This window comes from Azospirillum sp. UFLA03-27 (genome assembly GCF_059803775.1).
Window position 1 is genome coordinate 19,139 of sequence record NZ_JAUQTX010000032.1, and the last position, 18,047, is coordinate 37,185.

Sequence of the window (18,047 nt, forward strand, 5' to 3'; positions counted from 1 at the left end):
GCCTCCTCTCCCCGCGCGCCCGGCGGGTCAATGGTTCAGGTGGAAGTGGTAGGCGAGCAGTTCCTTGAACTTCTTCACCAGCGCCAGACAATCCTTGAACTGGTCGCGGTCGAGCTTGCCCAAGGTCTCCGTACGGACGAGGTTGTCGGTCTGGGTGCCGGACACGCTGCCGTCCAGCCCGGCCTTCAGCCGCAGCGTGGACAGGAAGGTGAAGGCGTCGGCCAGTTCGCCCGCCATGCTGCGGTCGAAAACGCCCTGGTCGGCGAGCGCCCAGATGCGTTCGGTCGTGTTGGTCTCCGCCATGTGCTTCTCCAGCGCCAGCGCGCGGACGCCGTGGACGATGGGGAAGATGCCGGCCTTCTTGATGTCCACCGCCTCGCTGCGGCGCCGTTCGAACAGGCCGCCGAACAGACCCGACGGCGTGTCGAACGCGAGCGCCGGGCGGGCGAAGGCGGTGAAGAACATCTGGTTGTCCTGAAGCCGGCCCAGCAGGTAGCCCTTCGCCTCGGCCAGCAGGGCGGCGTCCCCGGCCACCGCCGCCGCGTCGTAGAAGATGGCGAGGTTCATCTGCGCCGCTTCGTCCGGCCGGTGGATCCAGTGGAAGAGGGAATCCTTGTACAGCGCCAGCGGGCGCGTCCAGTCCGGGTTGGACACCATGATGCGCCCCGGGCAGGGCGGGTAGCCGAACTCGACCAGATGGCGGGTGAAGGCGTCGGTCACCTGCGACAGGGATGGGCAGTCGTAGCCGTCGCGCAGGATCAGACCGTTGTCCTGGTCGGTCTTCAGAAGCTGCTCGCCGCGCCCCTCGCTGCCCATCACGATCAGGCAGGAGTTGGCCAAAAGGTCGGGCGGCGCCAGCAGTTCGAACAGGCGGCGGAAGATCTTGCGGTTCAGCTCGGTCACGAGGTCGGCGATGAAGGACACCTTGACGCCCGTGCCGTGCAGCGTGCGGATCAGCCCGACGATGTCCTGGCTGGCCCGGCCCAGATCCTCCGGCGTGGCGGCGCGGTCGACCTTGAGCGCGACGACCTGGGAATGGTTGGACAGGACGGCCAGCAGGTCGGTCTGCTCCAGCAGGCCGGCGACCGCGCCCTGCTCGGTGATGACCAGACGGCGCACCGAATGCTTGGTCATCAGGATCAGCGCGTTGAACAGCAGGTCGTCGCGATCCAGAGCCAGCAGCTCGTAGCGGGCGAGCGGCCCCACCGGGCTGTCCACCGGCCGCCCCTCCAGCACCACGAGGTCGCGCAGGTCGGTGCCGGTCAGGATGCCGACGCGCCCCCCGTTTTTCGGATCGCCATCCCGGACCAGCACGCTGCTCGCCTGGTTCCGCTTCATCGCCGCCGCCGCGTCGCGCAGGGACGCCCCGGCCTCGACGAAGACCGGTGGGTGCAGATAGGCCTGCCGGATGCGCGCCATCGTCAGCGCGGCGGTTTCGCGGTTGGATCGCTCGTTGGCCAGCGCGCTCAGCCGGTCGGCGAACGCCTGCTGGATCACCGCGCCGAAGGCGGCGTTCTCGTGCGCCAGTTCGAGAAGGATCGGACGCGGCACCAGATCGCACAGCGTGTCCTCCGCCGCGACGAAGCTGCGCGCCTGCCCGTCGGAGAACAGCGCCTGGAGGTCGAAGCTGTCGTGGGCGCCGTGCACCGCCACCACCTCGCCGCCCCGGCGTTCGTGGACCAGCCCCTGCCGCACCACGAACAGGCAATCCGCCGGCTCGTCCCGGCTCAGGATCACGCCGTCCCGGGCGTAGACGCCGAGGTCGAGCGCGGCGGCGAGCCGCTGCCGCTGCTCCGGCGTCAGGCGGTCGAAGGGGGAGACGGAGAAATCGAAAGCGTCGGACAAAATCCGCTCCACGAACCGGCGGGTGAATAAAAAAGGCGCCTCAAGACCGTGGTCTTGAGGCGCCTTGAAGATTACACCAGCCCCCTCATCTGCGGAAGGCGGGTGCGACCATTCGCATTAGTGAGCGGAAGCCCCTTCGGCGCCCAGGCCGGTCTGCGACCGGATGTACTGGGCCTTGTAAGCCTCGCGCTCGTCCTGCGCCGCCTTGCTGTTGTCGGTGATCGAGAAGAACCAGATCGCCAGGAACGACAGCGGGATGGTGAAGGCGCCCGGGTTGTCGTACGGGAAGATGGCGGCCGGGTTGCCCAGCACCGACTTCCACACGGTCGGACCCAGGATCAGCAGCGTCACCGAAGACACCAGGCCGATCCAGCCGCCCAGCACGGCGCCGCGGGTGGTCATCCGGCCCCAGAACATCGACATCAGCAGAACCGGGAAGTTCGCCGAGGCCGCGATCACGAAGGCGAGGCCGACCATGAAGGCCACGTTCTGGTTCTCGAAGGCGATGCCGAGGAAGATCGAGACGATGCCGATGACCACCGTGGTGATCTTCGACACGCGGATCTCGTCATGCTCCGACGCACGGCCCTTGGCGATCACCGAGGCGTACAGATCGTGCGACACGGCCGAGGCGCCGGCCAGCGTCAGGCCCGCGACCACCGCGAGGATGGTGGCGAAGGCCACCGCCGAGATGAAGCCGAAGAACAGGTCGCCGCCCACCGCGTGCGCGGTGTGGATGGCCGCCATGTTGGAGCCGCCGATGATCATCGCCGGGTTGGGCTTGCCGCCCGCCGCCGCCAGCTTGGCCGCGTCGAGGAACGGATAGGCGCCGGTGGCGTCCGGGGCCAGCAGCAGCACGATGGCGCCGAAGCCGATGATGAAGGTCAGGATGTAGAAGTAGCCGATGAAGCCGGTCGCGTAGAACACCGACTTGCGGGCCTCGCGGGCGTCCGACACCGTGAAGAAGCGCATCAGGATGTGCGGCAGGCCGGCGGTGCCGAACATCAGCGCCATGCCCAGCGAGATCGCCGAGACCGGGTCGGTGATGAGGGCGCCCGGCGCCATGATGCCGGTCGCCTTCGGGTGGACCTGCGTGGCCGTGGCGAACATCGCCTCCGGGCTGAAGCCGAACTTGGCGAGCACCGCGAAGGCCATGAAGGAGGCGCCCGACAGCAGCAGCACGGCCTTGATGATCTGCACCCAGGTGGTGGCGAGCATGCCGCCGAAGGTCACGTAGGCGATCATCAGGACGCCGACGATCACCACCGCCCACATGTAGTCGAGGCCGAACAGCAGCTGGATCAGCTTGCCGGCGCCGACCATCTGGGCGATCAGGTAGAAGGTCACCGTGGCGAGCGAGCCGCAGGCGGCCATCGTGCGCATCGGGGTCTGCTGGAAGCGGTAGGAGGCGACGTCGGCGAAGGTGTACTTGCCGAGGTTGCGCAGGCGCTCAGCGACCAGGAACAGGATGATCGGCCAGCCGACCAGCCAGCCCACCGAGAAGATCAGGCCGTCGAAGCCGGAGGTGTAGACGAGGCCGGCGATGCCGAGGAAGGACGCCGCCGACATGTAGTCGCCGGCGATGGCGAGGCCGTTCTGGAAGCCGGTGATGCCGCCGCCGGCGGCGTAGAAGTCCTTCGCCGACTTCGTGCGGCGCGCCGCCCAGTAGGTGATGCCGAGCGTGGCCAGCACGAAGATCAGGAACATGACGATCGCCGAGAAGTTCGTCGCCTGCTTCTGAACCGCGCCTTCGACCGCCGCCGCGTGCACCGACGCGGGGATGAGCGCGCCGGCCGCAACGGCCGCGACGCCCACACGATTGACCAGCGAACGCATCACTTCGACTCCTCCATGATCTGCCGGTTCAGCTCATCGAACTCGCCGTTCGCCCGATGCACGTAGATGCCGGTCAGGATGAAGGCGGAGATGATGGTGAAGAGGCCGACGGGGATACCCCAGGTGGTCACGCCATTGCCGATCGGGGTACCCAGGAACCCCTTGCCGAACGCGACCAGCAGGATGAAGCCGAAGTAGATGACGAGCATGGCGATCGAAAGCGTCCACGCGAATGCGCTACGCTTCTGCACCAGCTCCTGAAACTTGGGATTCGCGAGAATCCTCTGAGCGTTTTCTTTCATAGTGCGTCCCCTCGCGAGTGCCGAGCGATTTTTGCAAGGTCATATTAGACACTCGGGCCATATGGTCTTTGTAACGAACTATCCCGTCAACAACTTTGATGCAGGCCAACCGCTAAAAAGCGGCTTGACGCAGCCCGCGGCCGTTGTTCCGGAGGTTCGTTCACAAACCCATGGCAGCGAAAGGGCAAGGGGTGCACGAAATATTGTGAAGCGTGGGCTTAAGAATTGGTGCGCGGAAGCCAAGGTATGCGACCAAAAGTCACACCTTCCTCCTTCAACTCCTCCGCTTCCTTGTCGGTGGCCTCGCCATAGATTCCGCGCGGATCGGTTTCGCCATAATGGATGCGCCGCGCCTCTTCCGCGAAACGGTCCCCGACGTAATCGCAATTCGTTTCAACCGTGCGGCGAACTTCCGTCAATTGACGCATAACCTCCGCAGCGAAGCGCTCGCGCAGTTCTGCCGGCACGGGGGGCGTTGCGGACGCGGGGGGAGCCGTGGGCACCGTTGCAGCGCCGCCTGCCTCTGCGGGCACCGCTTCCGGCGCGCCGCCGTCCCGGGGAGCCTCATCCCTGGAGCGCCCGCTTTTGGCGATGCGCGGGGCCATGGGGGCCTTGGTGATGTGCGTGTCGCCGCAGACCGGGCAGGCGATGGCCTTGGCGGCGGCCTGCGTCTCGTAGGCGTCGCCGTTGCGGAACCAGGCTTCGAACCGGTGGTCGGCCGTGCATTTCAGAACGAAGAGGATCATGTCCCCGTCGGATGCTCCACAATGAGAAGAACGGATGGTCATGATATACGGTCGGTGACCGGTTGCCAGTTCAGCACGACGCCGGCGTCGCGGTCAAACACACGTCATGAAAGAGCGGAAGGATCCGTCCCTTGTCCACACCGTCCCTCGCCGGATCGCCCCATTCCGCGATCAGCCCGCCGTCCCCCTGGGTCGCGCGCTTCGCGCCACTGGTGCGCACGGGCGGCCCGGTGCTCGACCTCGCCTGCGGGTCGGGGCGGCACCTGCGGCTGTTCCAGGCGCGCAACCACCCGGTGGTCGGGCTGGACCGCGATCTGCGCGGGGTGGCCGACCTGACCGGGACGGCGGGGGTGGAACTGGTGGAGGCCGATCTGGAGAGCGAAGCACCCGTGCCGCTGCTGCACGACCGCCGCTTCGCCGCGATCGTGGTGACCAACTACCTGCACCGCCCGCTGTTCCCCGCCATCCTCGACGCGTTGGAACCCGGCGGCCTTCTCCTTTATGAGACCTTCGCCCTGGGCAACGCCCGCTTCGGCCGCCCCGCCTCCCCCGCCTTCCTGCTGCGCAGCGGCGAGCTTCTGGAGGTGGCGTGCGGGCGTTTGCAGGTCGTCGCCTACGAGCATGGCGAGGTCGCCTCGCCTAAGGCCGCGGTCGTTCAGCGGCTGTGCGCGGTCAAGGATCTGGAGGCCGGAAGCGGCCTGGACGGCGACCCGGAGCCCCGCCCCCTGCCCGCCTGACGGCCGCTCAGAAGCCGACCCGCTCCAGCGTGAAGGTCCGGTCGTGGGTAAGGGCCGGCACCATGCGGCGGGCCTCCTCGACGCGGGCCATGTCCAGCTCCGCCAGGACAAAGCCCACCGCCTCCTCGGCGTCGGCCAGCACCTCGCCCCAGGGGGCGACGATCAGGGAATGACCGTAGGTCAGCCGTCCCTGGTCGTGGCTGCCGGTCTGGGCCGGGGCCAGGACGAAGCAGCCCGTCTCGATGGCGCGGGCGCGCAGCAGCGTGTGCCAGTGCGCCCGCCCGGTCGGCACGGTGAAGGCCGCCGGCACCGTCAGGATCGACGCCCCCGCCTGGGCCAGCGCCCGGTAGAGATAGGCGAAGCGCAGGTCGTAGCAGACGGTCATCCCCACCCCGCCCCAGGGCGTGGCGGCCAGGACCGCGCGGTCGCCGGGCCGGAAGGTCGCGGATTCGCGGTAGCTCTCCCCGCCCTTCAGGTCAACGTCGAACATGTGGAGCTTGTCGTAATGGGCGACGACCCGCCCCTTGGCGTCGAACAGGTAACTGCGGTTGGCCACCCGCCCGTCGTCGAGCAGGACGCCCAGCGTCCCGGCGAGCAGCCAGGCTCCCGTCTCCCGCGCCAGATCGGCGAAGAAGGGGATCGCCGGATGCTCGTCCGCCGGCTTCACCCGCTCCAGAACCTTGGCGCGGCCCTGGACGATCATGCTGACATTCTCGGGCAGGGCGATAAAGTCCGCCCCGGCGTGGCGCGCCCGGCGGACCAGATCGCCCGCCGCCTGAAGGTTCGGAAGAATCTCCGTGCCCGCGTTGACCTGGACGCAGGCGGCCTTCAGGACGCCGCTCATCCCCCGATTCCCAGGATCGGGTCGAGCTTGCCGGCGCGGTCCAGCGCGTGGATGTCGTCGGAGCCGCCGTAAGGCTTGCCGTCGATGAAGACCTGCGGGACGGTCATGCGCCCCTCGGCCCGCTGCACCATCTCCTCGCGGCGGCCCGGCTGCATGTAGAGGTCGATCTCCTCATACGCCACCCCCTTGCTGTCGAGCAGACGCTTGGCGCGCGAGCAATAGGGGCAGAAGGGCGTGGTGTAGATGACGACGTCGGCCATGCGGAGGGCTCCTTGGCTGTTTTGAACGGTTATAAGATCAACCGTCGCACGACGTCACCCGTTACGTTGTCATGGCTCACACTCACGGCTCACGTCTTGACGACGCGCGCCAGGGTCAGTGCGTCCACCCGCTCCGCCCCCGCGCGCAGCAGAACCCGCGCGCATTCCGACAGGGTCGCCCCGGTGGTCAGCACGTCGTCGACCAGGACGATGCGCTTTCCCGCAACCCGCGGCTCCAGCCCCGGCCGGACCGCGAAGGCTCCCTTGACGTTCCGCCGCCGCCCCGAGCGGTCGAGCCCGCCCTGCGACGGGGTGGACCGGCGGCGGATCAGCAGGTCGGGAATCACCGGACGCCCGGCCTGCCGGCCCGCCGCCTGGGCGAGCAGGGCCGCCTGGTTGTAGCGGCGCCGGAACAGCCGAAGGCGGTGCAGCGGCACCGGGGCCAGCAGGTCGGCGTCGGCCAGCAGTTCCGCCCCGGCGCGGGCCATCCAGGCGCCGTAGGCCACGGCGGCGTGGATGCGGTCGCCATGCTTGAAGCCGAGGACCAGCGGGCGGCTGCCGTCGTCGTAGGCCAGGACGGCGCGGGCGCGGGCGAAGACCGGAACCTCCGCGATGCAGGCGCCGCACAGCGGCTCCCCCTCCAGCGCGAAGTCGAAGGGCGTGCCGCAACAAGCGCAGAGTGGAGGTGCGATGAAGGTCAGGCCGCTCCAGCACGGGGCACAGAGGCCGCCCTGCCGGTCCACCGCCCCGCCGCAGCACAGGCAGCGCGGCGGCAGCAGCGTGTCGAGAATTCCCCCTAAAACCTTGGTCGCCAGCCGCTGAAGGGCCATCGCGGCGCGCCTCTTAGTTCAGGCCGGCGATGCGGTCGAAGATCACGAAGGTGTAGTCGCGCAGCGCGATGTAGATCGCCGGCCCGGTGATGAACAGAAGCGCCAGCGTCGCGAAGATCTTCAGATCCTGCTGCAGCGTCGATTCGTTGATGTTGGTCGCCTGCTGGAAGATGGTCATCAACATGCCGAGCACCGTGGTGACGACGAGGACCGGGGTGGTGATCTTGATGATGACGATCAGCGCCTCATAGGTGGCGCCGATGGCTTCCTCGATGCCCATGGCCAAGCTCCCGCGACATTCAGGACCGACCATAGCACAATGCCGCCCCTTCGCCGATGGTTGTAGCCCGCCGGGGCTGGGCTATATTGCGGGCATGACCACGCCCGACAGCATGACCGTCTTCGACCGCGCGCTCGTCCGCCGCCGCCGCGACCGCGCCGTCCCCGCCTTCGCCGAACACGCCTTCCTGTTCGAGGAGGTGGCCGAACGCCTCGTCGACCGGCTGGAGGACGTGGCCCGCCCCTTTCCCACTGTGCTCGACCTCGGCGCCCATGACGGGGTGATGGGGCGGACGCTGCGCGGACGCAAGGGCGTCGAGACGCTGGTCGCCTGCGACCTCTCCCCCGGCTTCGCCCGGCGGGCCGGGCCGCTGGCCGTCGCCGCCGACGAGGAACTCCTGCCCTTCGTGCCGGAGACCTTCGACCTCGTGGTCAGCAACCTCAGCCTCCACTGGGTCAACGACCTGCCGGGGGCGCTGGTCCAGGTGCGGCAGGCGCTGAAGCCCGACGGCTTTTTCTGCGCGGCCATGCTGGGCGGGGAAACGCTGCTGGAACTGCGCCGCTGCCTGTATGAGGCGGAGATAGAGGTGGCCGGCGGCGTGTCGCCCCGCGTGTCGCCCTTCGCCGAGATCCGCGACGTCGGCGGGCTGATGCAGCGCGCCGGCTTCGCCCTGCCGGTGGTGGACAGCGACGTCATCACCGTCACCTACAGCGACGCCTTCCGCCTGATGCGCGACCTGCGCGGCATGGGCGAGACCAACGCCGTCCTCGCCCGCCGCAAGGTGCCGGCCACCCGCGCCCTGCTGTTCGACGCCGCCCGCCGCTACGCCGAGCGCTACGCCGAACCGGATGGCCGCATCGAGGCGACCTTCCAGATCCTCTATCTCGCCGGCTGGTCGCCGCACGAGAGCCAGCAGCAGCCGCTCAAGCCCGGCTGCGGCGAGGTCCCGCTGGGCGAGGCGCTGAAGGGGTCGGCGGAGAAGCTTCGGTAATCCGGAGCGGAAAGGCGGTCACCCGATCATCCGGATCGCCATCCAGCCCAGCACCCCGGCGTTCACCACCATGATGACCGGCGCCGCCCGCGCCACCGCGGAGCGCCACGTGCGCCCCGCGAGATGGCCGGCGAGGCCGACCGCCAGCAGGCTCGGCAGCGTGCCCAGCGCGAAGGCCGCCATGCCCAGCGCCCCGGTCAGCGCGCTGCCGCTGGCCGCGGCCACCGCCACCGCGCCATAAAGAAGGCCGCAGGGAATGAAGCCGAGCGCCAGCCCCAGCGCGTAGCCGCGCCAGCCCGTGGGGTTGCCGAACAGGGGGCGGGCCAGCCGGGACACCCGGTCGCCCCACCAGCGCTGCACCGCGCCGTCGAGCTTGGGCACCCAGGCGGTCAGCCCCTTCACCGCATAGCCGAGGAAGAACAGCGCCGCGAAGGCCAGAAGCGCCACCGACAGCCATTTCAGCCCCGGCAGCGCCCCGACATGGCCGGCGACCGCCGCCGCCGCCGCGCCGATCAGCGTGTAGGTGGTGCCGCGCCCCAGATGGTAGGGCAGCACCGCCGCCCCGGCCAGCCGGTGAAATTCGCTCATCCGCGAGGCCGGGACCTGCTCCAGCCGCGCGGTGACCTGGGCCAGCACGAAGGGACCGCACATGCCCGCACAATGGGTCGATCCCCCGACCAGCCCGGCGGTCAACAGCGCGACCAGCAGCCCGCCGTCGCGGTCGATGACGACGGCGCACTGGTTGAGGCCGGCTTCGAGAAGCGTCAGGGCCGAATGGGCATCCAAGGCGGACCTCCGGTTGGAAGACCGCCCGTGTATAGGGGAAGCCCGCAGCGAAGGCCATGACCTGAGTCAACGGGCTCCAGCCCGCGCCGGCTCAGCCTTCGGGTCAGGTCTCGGAGCCGGACTGCGCCACCTCATGCACCTCCACCGGCTGGGCGGCGTGGCGGTTCATGATCTCCAGCGCCTGCTGCTCGCGCCCGGCGTCGGCCAGATTGACCCACAGCAGGATGCCGCCCTTGTCGAGATGCTGGAGCATCGGCTCGTTGCGCTTGTCGGTCAGCCAGTTCGACATGACCGAGCCCATGGCGCCGCCGCCCACGCCCGCCGCCGCAGCGGCCGCCGCCGCCGCCAGGGCCGTGCCGCCGGTCGCCAGGACGGCGCCGGTCGCCAGGATCGCCCCGACATAGGCCGGGAACCCCACCGCCACGCCCTTCACGCTGCCGACATCCTCCGGCGAGACGTAGGACTGGCGCGGCGCGTCGGGGTCGTGGGCGATGTCTTCCGCCCGCTGCGGCACATGGCCGAGATGGTCGCGGATGGTCTGGTCGTTGGCGAGCACGCTCAGCTCATGGCGCTGGAACCCGGCCAGGGTCAGTTCGTCGACGGCCTTCTGCAGGGCGTCGCGGCTTGCGAAGATGCCCACGGCCTCGCGCACGGCGCCGCGCAGATGGCCGGCGGAGCGGTTCGCGTTCGCATCACTTTCGAAGGTCATGGCGGTCTTCCCCTGTTGCGCTTCCCGGTTGAGCTTCAACCATGGGCGCGGAGCGGAGGTTCCCGCCGGGACACCAAGCGGCGTCAGGGCGTTCCCGCGGCGGCGGGCGGGGTCACCACGCCGCGCGGCTCCGGCATGGTCCCCAGGAACCACCACAGGCCCAGCGCAATCAGCGCGGCCTTCACCGCCAGGAACAGGGCGATGTGGCGGGCGAGCGGGTTGCGGACCATGGGCGCCTCCATTGCAGCGGGTCGCCGTCGCCAAACCGGGCCAAACTGGATAGTATCCCCAGCCGAAAGACGGATCACCCACACGGATCGCACAAAAGGACGCGCCATGAAACGGTTGCTGATGCTCAGCCTGCTGGCCCTCGGCCTGACCGCCCCCGTCGCCGCGCCGGCCCTGGCCCAGATCAACCTTCTGGAAGGCCCCTCCATGGTCAAGGCGGTGACGTCCAACGACGCCAGCGCGCTGCGGCTGCTGCTGCTGAAGGGGGAGAACCCGAATCAGGTCGACGCCGGCGGGCGGCCCGTCCTGCTGCTGGCGATCGGCAACGGCCATCCCGAGCTGGTGCGGCTTCTGCTGGACGGTGGGGCGAATCCCAACCGCGCCGACAAGTCCGGCAACACCCCGCTGCACTACGCGGTGGAGGCCGACGCGCCGGAGGCGGTGGACCTTCTGCTGACAAAGGGCGCCAAGGTCGACCAGGACAACCGCCAGGGCGTCACCCCGCTGATGACCGCGGCGCGCTTCGGCCGCGTCGATCTCGTGGAGCGGCTGCTGAAGGCCGGGGCGCAGGCCGACCGCACCGATTTCACGGGCCGCACGACGCTGAGCTGGGCGCAGGACAGCCGCAACGCCCGCGTGGCCAACCTGCTGCGCCAGGCCGGAGCGCGCTGAGGCCGCGATGGGCGACGCCCTGCTCACCTCCGTCCTCGGCGCCGCCCCCCTGAACGGTCCGGGGCCGCTGTTCCTGCTGCTGCTGGCCTTGGCCATCGACGCCGCCGCGGGCGACTGGATCGGGCGCGTCCTGCCCGACCCGGCGGCTCTGGCGCAGCGCGTCTGCGCCTGGGCCGACCGGCGGCTGAACCGGGTGGAGCGCGGCAAGACCGCCCGCCTGCTGCGCGGCACGCTGGTCGTGCTGGCCCTCGTGCTGGTCGCCGTCGCCGTCGGCCTGATCGTCGAGCGGATCGGCGCGCAGAGCCGCGGCTGGCTGCTGGAACTGGCGGTGATCCTCGCCACCCTGCGCGGGCGGAGCGCCTGGGCGCGGGTGCGGGCGGTGCGCCGCGCCCTGGACAAGGGCGGGGTCGCTCCGGCGCGGGACGCCGTCGCCCCCCTCACCCGCCGCCACGCCTTCAGCCTGGACGAGCACGGCGTCGCCCGCGCCGCCATCGAGGCCGCCGCCAAGGGCTTCGCCCGCAAACTGGTGGCCCCGGTCTTCGGCTACGCCCTGCTGGGCGTGCCCGGCCTGCTGGTCTGGGCGGTGGTGGACGGCGCCGACACCGCGCTGGGCTATGCCGGCGTGCGGCACGAGCGTTTCGGCCAGACCGCGGCGCGGCTGGACGACGCGCTGAACGCCATCCCGGCACGGCTGGCGGCGGTTCTCCTGGCGCTGGCCGCGCCCTTTGCCGGAGCGAAGGCCGGCGGCGCCTTCCGCACGATGATGCGGGACGGCGGCAAGGCGGCTTCCCTCAACATGGGCTGGCCGACCGCCGCCATGGCCGGCGCGCTGGGTCTGGCGCTGGGCGGACCGCACCGCGACGGCGGCGTGGTCATCACCGAACCATGGATCGGCGAGGGCCGCGCCCGCGCCACCGCCGCCGACATCGGGCGGGCGCTGGCGGTCTACGCCGTAGGCGGGTTGATCCTGGCGTTGCTGGTGGCGCTGCTGCTGTGGGGGATCGCGGGGCTGTAAAGCGCGGGTGCGGGGGACAAGACTTCCCACGGATTGCACGGATTTTTATTTATCCACTCACCGCTATCCCTGGCGACCTCGCACGATAGAAACAGGTTCCAATATTTATTATTAAAAGAAGTCCGTGAAATCCGTGCGTCGATCCGTGAAATCCGTGAAATCCGTGAAAAACCTTGCCCGCTACACTCCGACTTGACCAAGAAAAAAGGCGCGATCCCGAGGGACCGCGCCTTTTTCATGTCAGCGGCGAACCGCTGTTACCACTTGGACGCCCGGTGCGCCGGCTTGCCGCCCTGGGAGTCGCGGCGGGCGTGACCGCCGTGCTCGTTGCGGGCATGGTCGCTGCGGCTATGCTCGTTGCGGTTCATCGGACGGCCCTGCGGACGGCCACCCGGGGCGCCGTTCGGCTTGCCGCCCTCGGCACCGCCGTTGGCGTTGCGCACCCACGGCTTCTTGTTGTAGCCGCCGCCGTTGCCGCCGCCCGGACGGCCACCCGGACGACCCGCCGGACGGCCGCCGCCGCCGGTCTGGAACGGACGCTGCGGCTCCAGGCCCGGAACGACGTGGATGTCGAGACGGGTGCCGGTGTAGCGCTCGATCCGGAACAGGGCGTCACGGTCGGCGCGGGCGGCGAAGGAGACCGCCACGCCCGAGGCGCCCGCACGGCCCGTGCGGCCGATACGGTGGACATAGTCCTCCGCCGAACGCGGCAGGTCGAAGTTGATGACGTGCGTGATGTCGCGCACGTCGATGCCGCGCGCCGCCACGTCGGTCGCCACCAGCAGGCGGACCTGGCCGGTGCGCAGGCGCTGGAGCGTGCGGTTGCGCTTGAACTGGTCCATGTCGCCGTGCAGGGCGGCGGCGGCATGGCCGGCGTCGCTCAGCTCCTCGGCCAGCGCATCGGCGTCGCGCTTGGTGGCGGCGAAGATGATCGCCTTGCCGACCTCGGGCAGGTCCGCGAAGTGCTTCAGCAGGCGGCGCTTGTGGTCCATGTCGTCGGCATGGTGCAGGCGCTGCTCGACGTTCACCGCGGTGGTGGCGCTTTCCACGGCGACGCGCACCGGATTGCGCAGCAGGTTGCCGGCGAGCTGGGCCATGCGGCGGTCCAGCGTGGCGGTGAACAGCAGCGTCTGGCGGTTGTCCGGGCAGCACTTGGCGATGGTCTCCACATCGTCCAGGAAGCCCATGTCCAGCATGCGGTCCGCCTCGTCCAGGATCAGCACCTCGACGGCGCTGAGGTCGATGCGGTTGCGCGACACATGGTCGAGCAGACGGCCCGGCGTAGCCACCATCACATCCACCGCGCGCGACAGCAGGCGCAGCTGGTCGCGGTAGGGCATGCCGCCGACCACGTCCACGATGTTGTACTTCATGAACTTGGCGTACTTGCGGGCGGCGTCGGTGACCTGCTTGGCCAGCTCGCGGGTCGGGGCCAGCACCAGCACGCGCGGGGCGGCGACGCCGAGGCGCGGCAGCTCGACGGTGCGGGTCAGCGCCGGCAGCATGAAGGCGGCGGTCTTGCCGGTGCCCGTCTCGGCGGTCGCCAGGATGTCGCGGCCTTCCAGGGCCGGCGGGATCGCCTCGGCCTGGACCGGGGTCGGGGTGTTGTATTCGAACGCCTCAAGCGCCTTCACGACCAGCGGGTGGACGCCCAGCCCGGCGAAAGCGTTGGGGGTAACGGTTTCAGTGGTGTCGGTCACGGTTTCGTCGGCGACGGCAACCTCGGTGACGGCAGTCTCGGCGACAGAAGTCTCGGCGACGGCGGTCTCAACAACGAGGGCGTCGGCGGCGGTGATTTCGATGGACGACAAGTAGGGTAACCTTTCCTCAGGACCAAGACGGCGCACGGCCGCCGCACCAGGATGGTGAGCGGTGGAACGCCGGCGTTTTCGCCGGGAGGAGGTCGGAAGAGGGAGAGGCGTCTGTCCGAAGCAACGGGCGACCGGGTCCCAAGGAAGGCCGTCCCGCAATATCAAAGCGCGTCTCGCTCAAGAGACGCGCGAGCCTCCAGCGATCAAGACGCCTTACATAATGGGTTGCGCTGCACAATCCAAGAAGATTCTTTCACGCCCCCGGTCGAGTCGTGTCCCCGCGAGCGGGTGCCTGCCGTGCGCGCAGCGCATCCCGGATCTCCTCCAGCAGAACCTCCTGGCGGGGCGGCGCCTTCGGCTTGGAATCCTGGAGGAAATGCAGACGGTTGACCTGCCGCACGATGAGGAACAGCGCCCCCGCCACGATGAAGAAGTTGATCAGGGCGTTGATGAAGCGGCCGTAGTTGATGGTCGCCGCCCCCGCCGCCTCTGCCGCGGCGAGGCTCTCGTAATGGCCGCCGGACAGGTTCAGGAAATAGTTGGAGAAGTCGATCCCGCCCATGACCCAGCCGATGGGCGGCATCAGCATGTCCCTGACCAGCGAGTTGACGATGCCGGTGAAGGCCGCGCCGATGATGATGCCGACGGCCAGTTCCACGACGTTGCCGCGGCTGATGAAGGTCTTGAATTCCTGCAACATGGCTGCGCTCCCGCTTGTTGATCGGAAGAACGCCACAGCCCAGCCGAAGTTTCCAGGACCACAAAAGGAAAGGGGCCGGACCCTGCGGCCCAGCCCCTTCCGGAACGTCCCTGGCGGCGTTCGTCGCGACGGCGTTCAGCCGACCTTGCCGTGGCAATGCTTGTACTTCTGGCCCGAGCCGCAGGGGCACGGCGCGTTGCGCGGCGTGTTCGCCCAGGCGTTGGGGTCGGCCCCCGGCACCACCGAAGCGGCGGCCTCGCGACGGACCATGCCGGCGGGCAACGGCGCGTCGGCCGGCGGATAGCCCTGAGCAGCGCCCGCTCCGGCCTCGGCCATCGCCAGCGCCGGATCGTCGCGGCCCTCGTGCATCTCCTGCGGCGGACGGGCATACAGCTCCTCCGGCTGCGGGGCGATGCGGATCTCGACATGCATCAGCACGGCGGTCACCTGCTCGCGCAGGGTCGACAGCATGGTCTCGAACAGTTCGAAGGCTTCGCGCTTGTACTCGTTCAGCGGGTCCTTCTGGGCGTAGGCGCGCAAGGAAATGCCCTGACGGAGATGGTCGAGCTGGAGCAGGTGGTCCTTCCATTCCTGGTCGAGGATCTGCAGCAGCAGGCTCTTCTCCACATGGCGCATCGTTTCGGCGCCATAATTCTCCACCTTCTCCGCGTATTTGCGGTCGGCAGCCTCGCGGACGCGCTCCTCGATCTCCGGCTCGGCGATGCCCTCTTCCTTGGCCCAGTCGGCGACCGGCAGGTCCATGCCCAGGAGGCGGTTCACCTCCTCGTGCAGGCCGGCGATGTCCCAGGCCTCGGAGTAGGAGTTCGGCGGGATCGCCTTGTTGACCATGTTGGAGACGACCTGATGGCGCATCTCCAGGACGGTCTCGGCGATGTCCTCGGTGTCCATGATCTCGCGACGCTGCTCATAGACGACCTTGCGCTGGTCGTTCATGACGTTGTCGAACTTGAGCAGGTTCTTGCGGACCTCGAAATGGTGGGCCTCGACCTTGGTCTGGGCCTTTTCCAGCGCCTTGTTGATCCAGGGGTGGATGATCGCCTCCCCCTCCTTCAGGCCCAGGCGCTGGAGCATGCCGTCCATGCGCTCCGACCCGAAGATGCGCATCAGGTCGTCGTCCAGCGACAGGAAGAACTTGGAGGCACCCGGATCGCCCTGGCGGCCCGAGCGGCCGCGCAGCTGGTTGTCGATGCGGCGGCTCTCGTGCCGCTCCGTGCCGACGACGTAGAGGCCGCCGGCCTGTTTGACCAGCTCGCGCGCTTCGGCCACCTCGGCCTCGATCTGCTTGACCTTGGCGTCGCGCTCCGGTCCGTCCGGCAGGTTGGCCAGCTCCATCTGGATGCGCATCTCGACGTTGCCGCCGAGCTGGATGTCGGTGCCGCGGCCGGCCATGTTGGTGGCGACCGTGACGGCGCCGGGACGGCCCGCCTGCGCGACGATGTAGGCTTCCTGCTCGTGGTGGCGGGCGTTCAGCACGTTGTGCGGGATGCCGCGCTTCTTCAGCAGCTCGGCGATCAGCTCAGACTTCTCGATGGAGGTGGTGCCGACCAGCACCGGCTGCTGGCGCTTGCGGGCGTCCTCGATCAGGTCGATGATCGCGTCGTACTTCTCCGACGCCTTGCGGTAGACCTCGTCGTCCATGTCCTTGCGCTGGACCGGCACGTTGGTCGGCATGTCCACGACCTCAAGGCCGTAGATCTCCGCGAACTCCGCCGCCTCGGTCATCGCCGTGCCGGTCATGCCGGCCAGCTTCGGGTAGATGCGGAAGTAGTTCTGGAAGGTGATGGAGGCCAGCGTCTGGTTCTCGCGCTGGATCGTCACCTTCTCCTTGGCCTCCAGCGCCTGGTGCAGGCCTTCCGAATAACGGCGGCCCTCCATCATGCGGCCGGTGAACTCATCGATGATGATGACCTTGTCGTCCTTGACGATGTAGTCCTTGTCGCGCTGGAACAGCGTGTAGGCGCGCAGCGCCTGCTGGGAATGGTGGACCAGCGCCACGTTCTGGATGTCGTACAGCCCGCCCGCCTTCAGCAGCCCGGCCTCGGCCAGAAGCTGTTCCATATGCTCCTGCCCGGCCTCGGACAGGCTGACCGTGCGGTTCTTCTCGTCCAACTCATAGTCGTCCCGCGTCAGCTGCGGGATCAGGCGGTCGACCTGCACGTACATCTCCGACGAATCGGTGGACGGGCCGGAGATGATCAGCGGGGTGCGCGCCTCGTCGATCAGGATCGAGTCGACCTCGTCCACGATGGCGAAGTTGAAGGGCCGCTGGACCATGTCCTCCAGCCGGAACTTCATGTTGTCGCGCAGATAGTCGAAGCCGAATTCGTTGTTCGTGCCGTAGGTGATGTCGGCGGCGTAGGCGGCGCGGCGCTCCTCGTCGTCCAGCCCGTGCACGATGCAGCCGGTGGTCAGGCCGAGGAAGCCGTAGATGCGGCCCATCCAGGCGCTGTCGCGCGAGGCCAGATAGTCGTTCACGGTGACGACGTGGACGCCCTTGCCTTCCAGCGCGTTCAGATAGACGGCCAGCGTGGCGACCAGCGTCTTGCCTTCGCCGGTGCGCATCTCGGTGATCTTGCCCTGGTGCAGGACCATGCCGCCCATCAGCTGCACGTCGTAGTGCCGCTGCCCCAGCACGCGCTTGCCCGCCTCGCGCACGGTGGCGAAGGCGTCGGGCAGGATGGCGTCGAGCGTCTCGCCCTGCGACAGCCGGCCGCGCAGCCAATCGGTGCGGGCGCGCAGCGCGTCGTCGGAGAGCGCCGCCAACTCGGGCTCCAGCGCGTTGATCTGCTGGACGGATTTTTGCAGCGCCTTGACGGTGCGCGTGTTGGCGGTGCCGAAAATCTTGCGGGCGAGAGCACCGAACATGAAAACCTCGGGGGTGGAACGTCGTGAAGCCGGCTTTTTGACCGGTCTCACATAGGCCCGAAGCAAGTTTCTGTCAACGAGACCCGCCCCTTTGCCCGGCCCTTTGCGGCGCGCATCGCGGGGGTGTCAGCCACGCATCGGCTGTGGAGCGGCGAGTGATGCGCCCTGGAAGCACCACCGTTCCGCCGCCATATCGCCTTGAACACGGTCGAAGCAAGGGGCCGAAGCAAGGCGTCATGGCCGCTCATCACGACCGCTTGCCCCGCGCCGCGAACCCATGCTTAATCCCCCGCGGATTCGGGCGCGGGGCCGGATCGTCCGCACAGCCGCCACCAAATCAACGGCCGCCGCCAATCATAAGACGTTCTGTCATGCCATTGACCGTGACAAGACACATCCGCCGGAAGGAAAAGACTCCATGGTGAATCGAGTGTTCCGCGCCGCCCTACTGTCGATGGCCGCCTGCGGCCTCGCGCTGGCCGCACACGCCCAGACTCCGGCGCCGACTCCGGCTCCCGCCGCCACGCCCGCCCCTGTCTCTTATACACATCTGACGCTGCCGACGATTA

General features: G+C 68.8%; 18 protein-coding genes. 4 read left to right on the forward strand and 14 right to left on the reverse strand.

Annotation, left to right across the window (positions count from 1 at the left end; translation table 11 throughout):
- Window positions 1–27: 27 nt before the first annotated feature.
- The 4 genes from Q4I23_RS07385 to Q4I23_RS07400 form a co-directional block, all read right to left on the reverse strand.
- Window positions 28–1,845 carry a putative nucleotidyltransferase substrate binding domain-containing protein gene (locus Q4I23_RS07385; protein ID WP_454020441.1) on the reverse strand — a complete coding sequence of 606 codons (1,818 nt, stop codon included), beginning with the start codon at window positions 1,843–1,845 and terminating at the stop codon, window positions 28–30.
- Between the two features lie 117 nt (window positions 1,846–1,962).
- Entirely contained in the window at window positions 1,963–3,681 is a 1,719-nt protein-coding gene (locus Q4I23_RS07390) for a cation acetate symporter (protein ID WP_237904393.1), read from the reverse strand.
- Window positions 3,681–3,983 (reverse strand): DUF485 domain-containing protein, encoded by a 303-nt coding sequence (locus Q4I23_RS07395; protein WP_109070658.1) that lies wholly within the window; start codon window positions 3,981–3,983, stop codon window positions 3,681–3,683. Before Q4I23_RS07395 ends, Q4I23_RS07390 begins: the two co-directional genes overlap by 1 nt.
- A gap of 218 nt (window positions 3,984–4,201) precedes the next feature.
- Window positions 4,202–4,729 (reverse strand): DUF1178 family protein, encoded by a 528-nt coding sequence (locus tag Q4I23_RS07400; RefSeq protein ID WP_498525764.1) that lies wholly within the window; start codon window positions 4,727–4,729, stop codon window positions 4,202–4,204.
- Between the two features lie 131 nt (window positions 4,730–4,860).
- Between Q4I23_RS07400 and Q4I23_RS07405 the strand changes: the two genes are divergently transcribed.
- A complete protein-coding gene (locus Q4I23_RS07405; protein WP_454020439.1) occupies window positions 4,861–5,466 on the forward strand; it encodes a class I SAM-dependent methyltransferase in 606 nt (201 codons plus the stop codon).
- Between the two features lie 7 nt (window positions 5,467–5,473).
- On the opposite strand, the gene Q4I23_RS07410 is transcribed toward Q4I23_RS07405, so the two are convergent.
- The 4 genes from Q4I23_RS07410 to Q4I23_RS07425 all read right to left on the reverse strand — a co-directional run bounded on the left by Q4I23_RS07410 (window position 5,474) and on the right by Q4I23_RS07425 (window position 7,680).
- The gene (locus Q4I23_RS07410; protein WP_498525765.1) at window positions 5,474–6,310 is read right to left on the reverse strand and encodes a carbon-nitrogen hydrolase family protein; all 837 of its coding nucleotides are present in this window, start codon (window positions 6,308–6,310) and stop codon (window positions 5,474–5,476) included.
- Window positions 6,307–6,570 carry a glutaredoxin 3 gene (gene grxC, locus Q4I23_RS07415; protein ID WP_014239199.1) on the reverse strand — a complete coding sequence of 88 codons (264 nt, stop codon included), beginning with the start codon at window positions 6,568–6,570 and terminating at the stop codon, window positions 6,307–6,309. Before grxC ends, Q4I23_RS07410 begins: the two co-directional genes overlap by 4 nt.
- A gap of 89 nt (window positions 6,571–6,659) precedes the next feature.
- Window positions 6,660–7,400, reverse strand: coding sequence for a ComF family protein (locus Q4I23_RS07420; RefSeq protein ID WP_498525766.1), 741 nt, complete (start codon window positions 7,398–7,400; stop codon window positions 6,660–6,662).
- Between the two features lie 13 nt (window positions 7,401–7,413).
- Window positions 7,414–7,680 (reverse strand): flagellar biosynthetic protein FliQ, encoded by a 267-nt coding sequence (locus Q4I23_RS07425; protein WP_145701156.1) that lies wholly within the window; start codon window positions 7,678–7,680, stop codon window positions 7,414–7,416.
- 94 nt (window positions 7,681–7,774) lie between these two features.
- On the opposite strand from Q4I23_RS07425, the gene Q4I23_RS07430 reads away from it, so the two are divergent.
- Window positions 7,775–8,671 carry a methyltransferase domain-containing protein gene (locus tag Q4I23_RS07430; RefSeq protein WP_498525767.1) on the forward strand — a complete coding sequence of 299 codons (897 nt, stop codon included), beginning with the start codon at window positions 7,775–7,777 and terminating at the stop codon, window positions 8,669–8,671.
- 18 nt (window positions 8,672–8,689) lie between these two features.
- Here the strand turns inward: Q4I23_RS07430 and Q4I23_RS07435 are convergent, their stop codons facing one another.
- From Q4I23_RS07435 to Q4I23_RS07445, 3 genes are all read right to left on the reverse strand, one after another.
- Window positions 8,690–9,457 (reverse strand): sulfite exporter TauE/SafE family protein, encoded by a 768-nt coding sequence (locus Q4I23_RS07435; protein WP_149164084.1) that lies wholly within the window; start codon window positions 9,455–9,457, stop codon window positions 8,690–8,692.
- Window positions 9,458–9,560: 103 nt separating this feature from the next.
- On the reverse strand, window positions 9,561–10,166 hold the full coding sequence (locus Q4I23_RS07440; protein WP_145681247.1) for a general stress protein: 606 nt from the start codon (window positions 10,164–10,166) through the stop codon (window positions 9,561–9,563).
- A gap of 83 nt (window positions 10,167–10,249) precedes the next feature.
- Window positions 10,250–10,396, reverse strand: coding sequence for a hypothetical protein (locus tag Q4I23_RS07445; RefSeq protein WP_167555893.1), 147 nt, complete (start codon window positions 10,394–10,396; stop codon window positions 10,250–10,252).
- A gap of 106 nt (window positions 10,397–10,502) precedes the next feature.
- Here Q4I23_RS07445 and Q4I23_RS07450 point away from each other — a divergent pair, with 106 nt between their 5' ends.
- A complete protein-coding gene (locus tag Q4I23_RS07450; RefSeq protein ID WP_454020435.1) occupies window positions 10,503–11,066 on the forward strand; it encodes an ankyrin repeat domain-containing protein in 564 nt (187 codons plus the stop codon).
- 7 nt (window positions 11,067–11,073) lie between these two features.
- Window positions 11,074–12,081, forward strand: coding sequence for a cobalamin biosynthesis protein CobD/CbiB (locus Q4I23_RS07455; RefSeq protein ID WP_498525768.1), 1,008 nt, complete (start codon window positions 11,074–11,076; stop codon window positions 12,079–12,081).
- 257 nt (window positions 12,082–12,338) lie between these two features.
- On the opposite strand, the gene Q4I23_RS07460 is transcribed toward Q4I23_RS07455, so the two are convergent.
- The 3 genes from Q4I23_RS07460 to secA all read right to left on the reverse strand — a co-directional run bounded on the left by Q4I23_RS07460 (window position 12,339) and on the right by secA (window position 17,478).
- Window positions 12,339–13,892 carry a DEAD/DEAH box helicase gene (locus tag Q4I23_RS07460; protein ID WP_498525769.1) on the reverse strand — a complete coding sequence of 518 codons (1,554 nt, stop codon included), beginning with the start codon at window positions 13,890–13,892 and terminating at the stop codon, window positions 12,339–12,341.
- A 253-nt stretch (window positions 13,893–14,145) separates the two neighbouring features.
- Window positions 14,146–14,592, reverse strand: coding sequence for a large conductance mechanosensitive channel protein MscL (gene mscL, locus Q4I23_RS07465; protein ID WP_454020432.1), 447 nt, complete (start codon window positions 14,590–14,592; stop codon window positions 14,146–14,148).
- Window positions 14,593–14,727: 135 nt separating this feature from the next.
- Window positions 14,728–17,478, reverse strand: coding sequence for a preprotein translocase subunit SecA (secA, locus tag Q4I23_RS07470; RefSeq protein WP_454020431.1), 2,751 nt, complete (start codon window positions 17,476–17,478; stop codon window positions 14,728–14,730).
- Window positions 17,479–18,047: the final 569 nt, after the last annotated feature.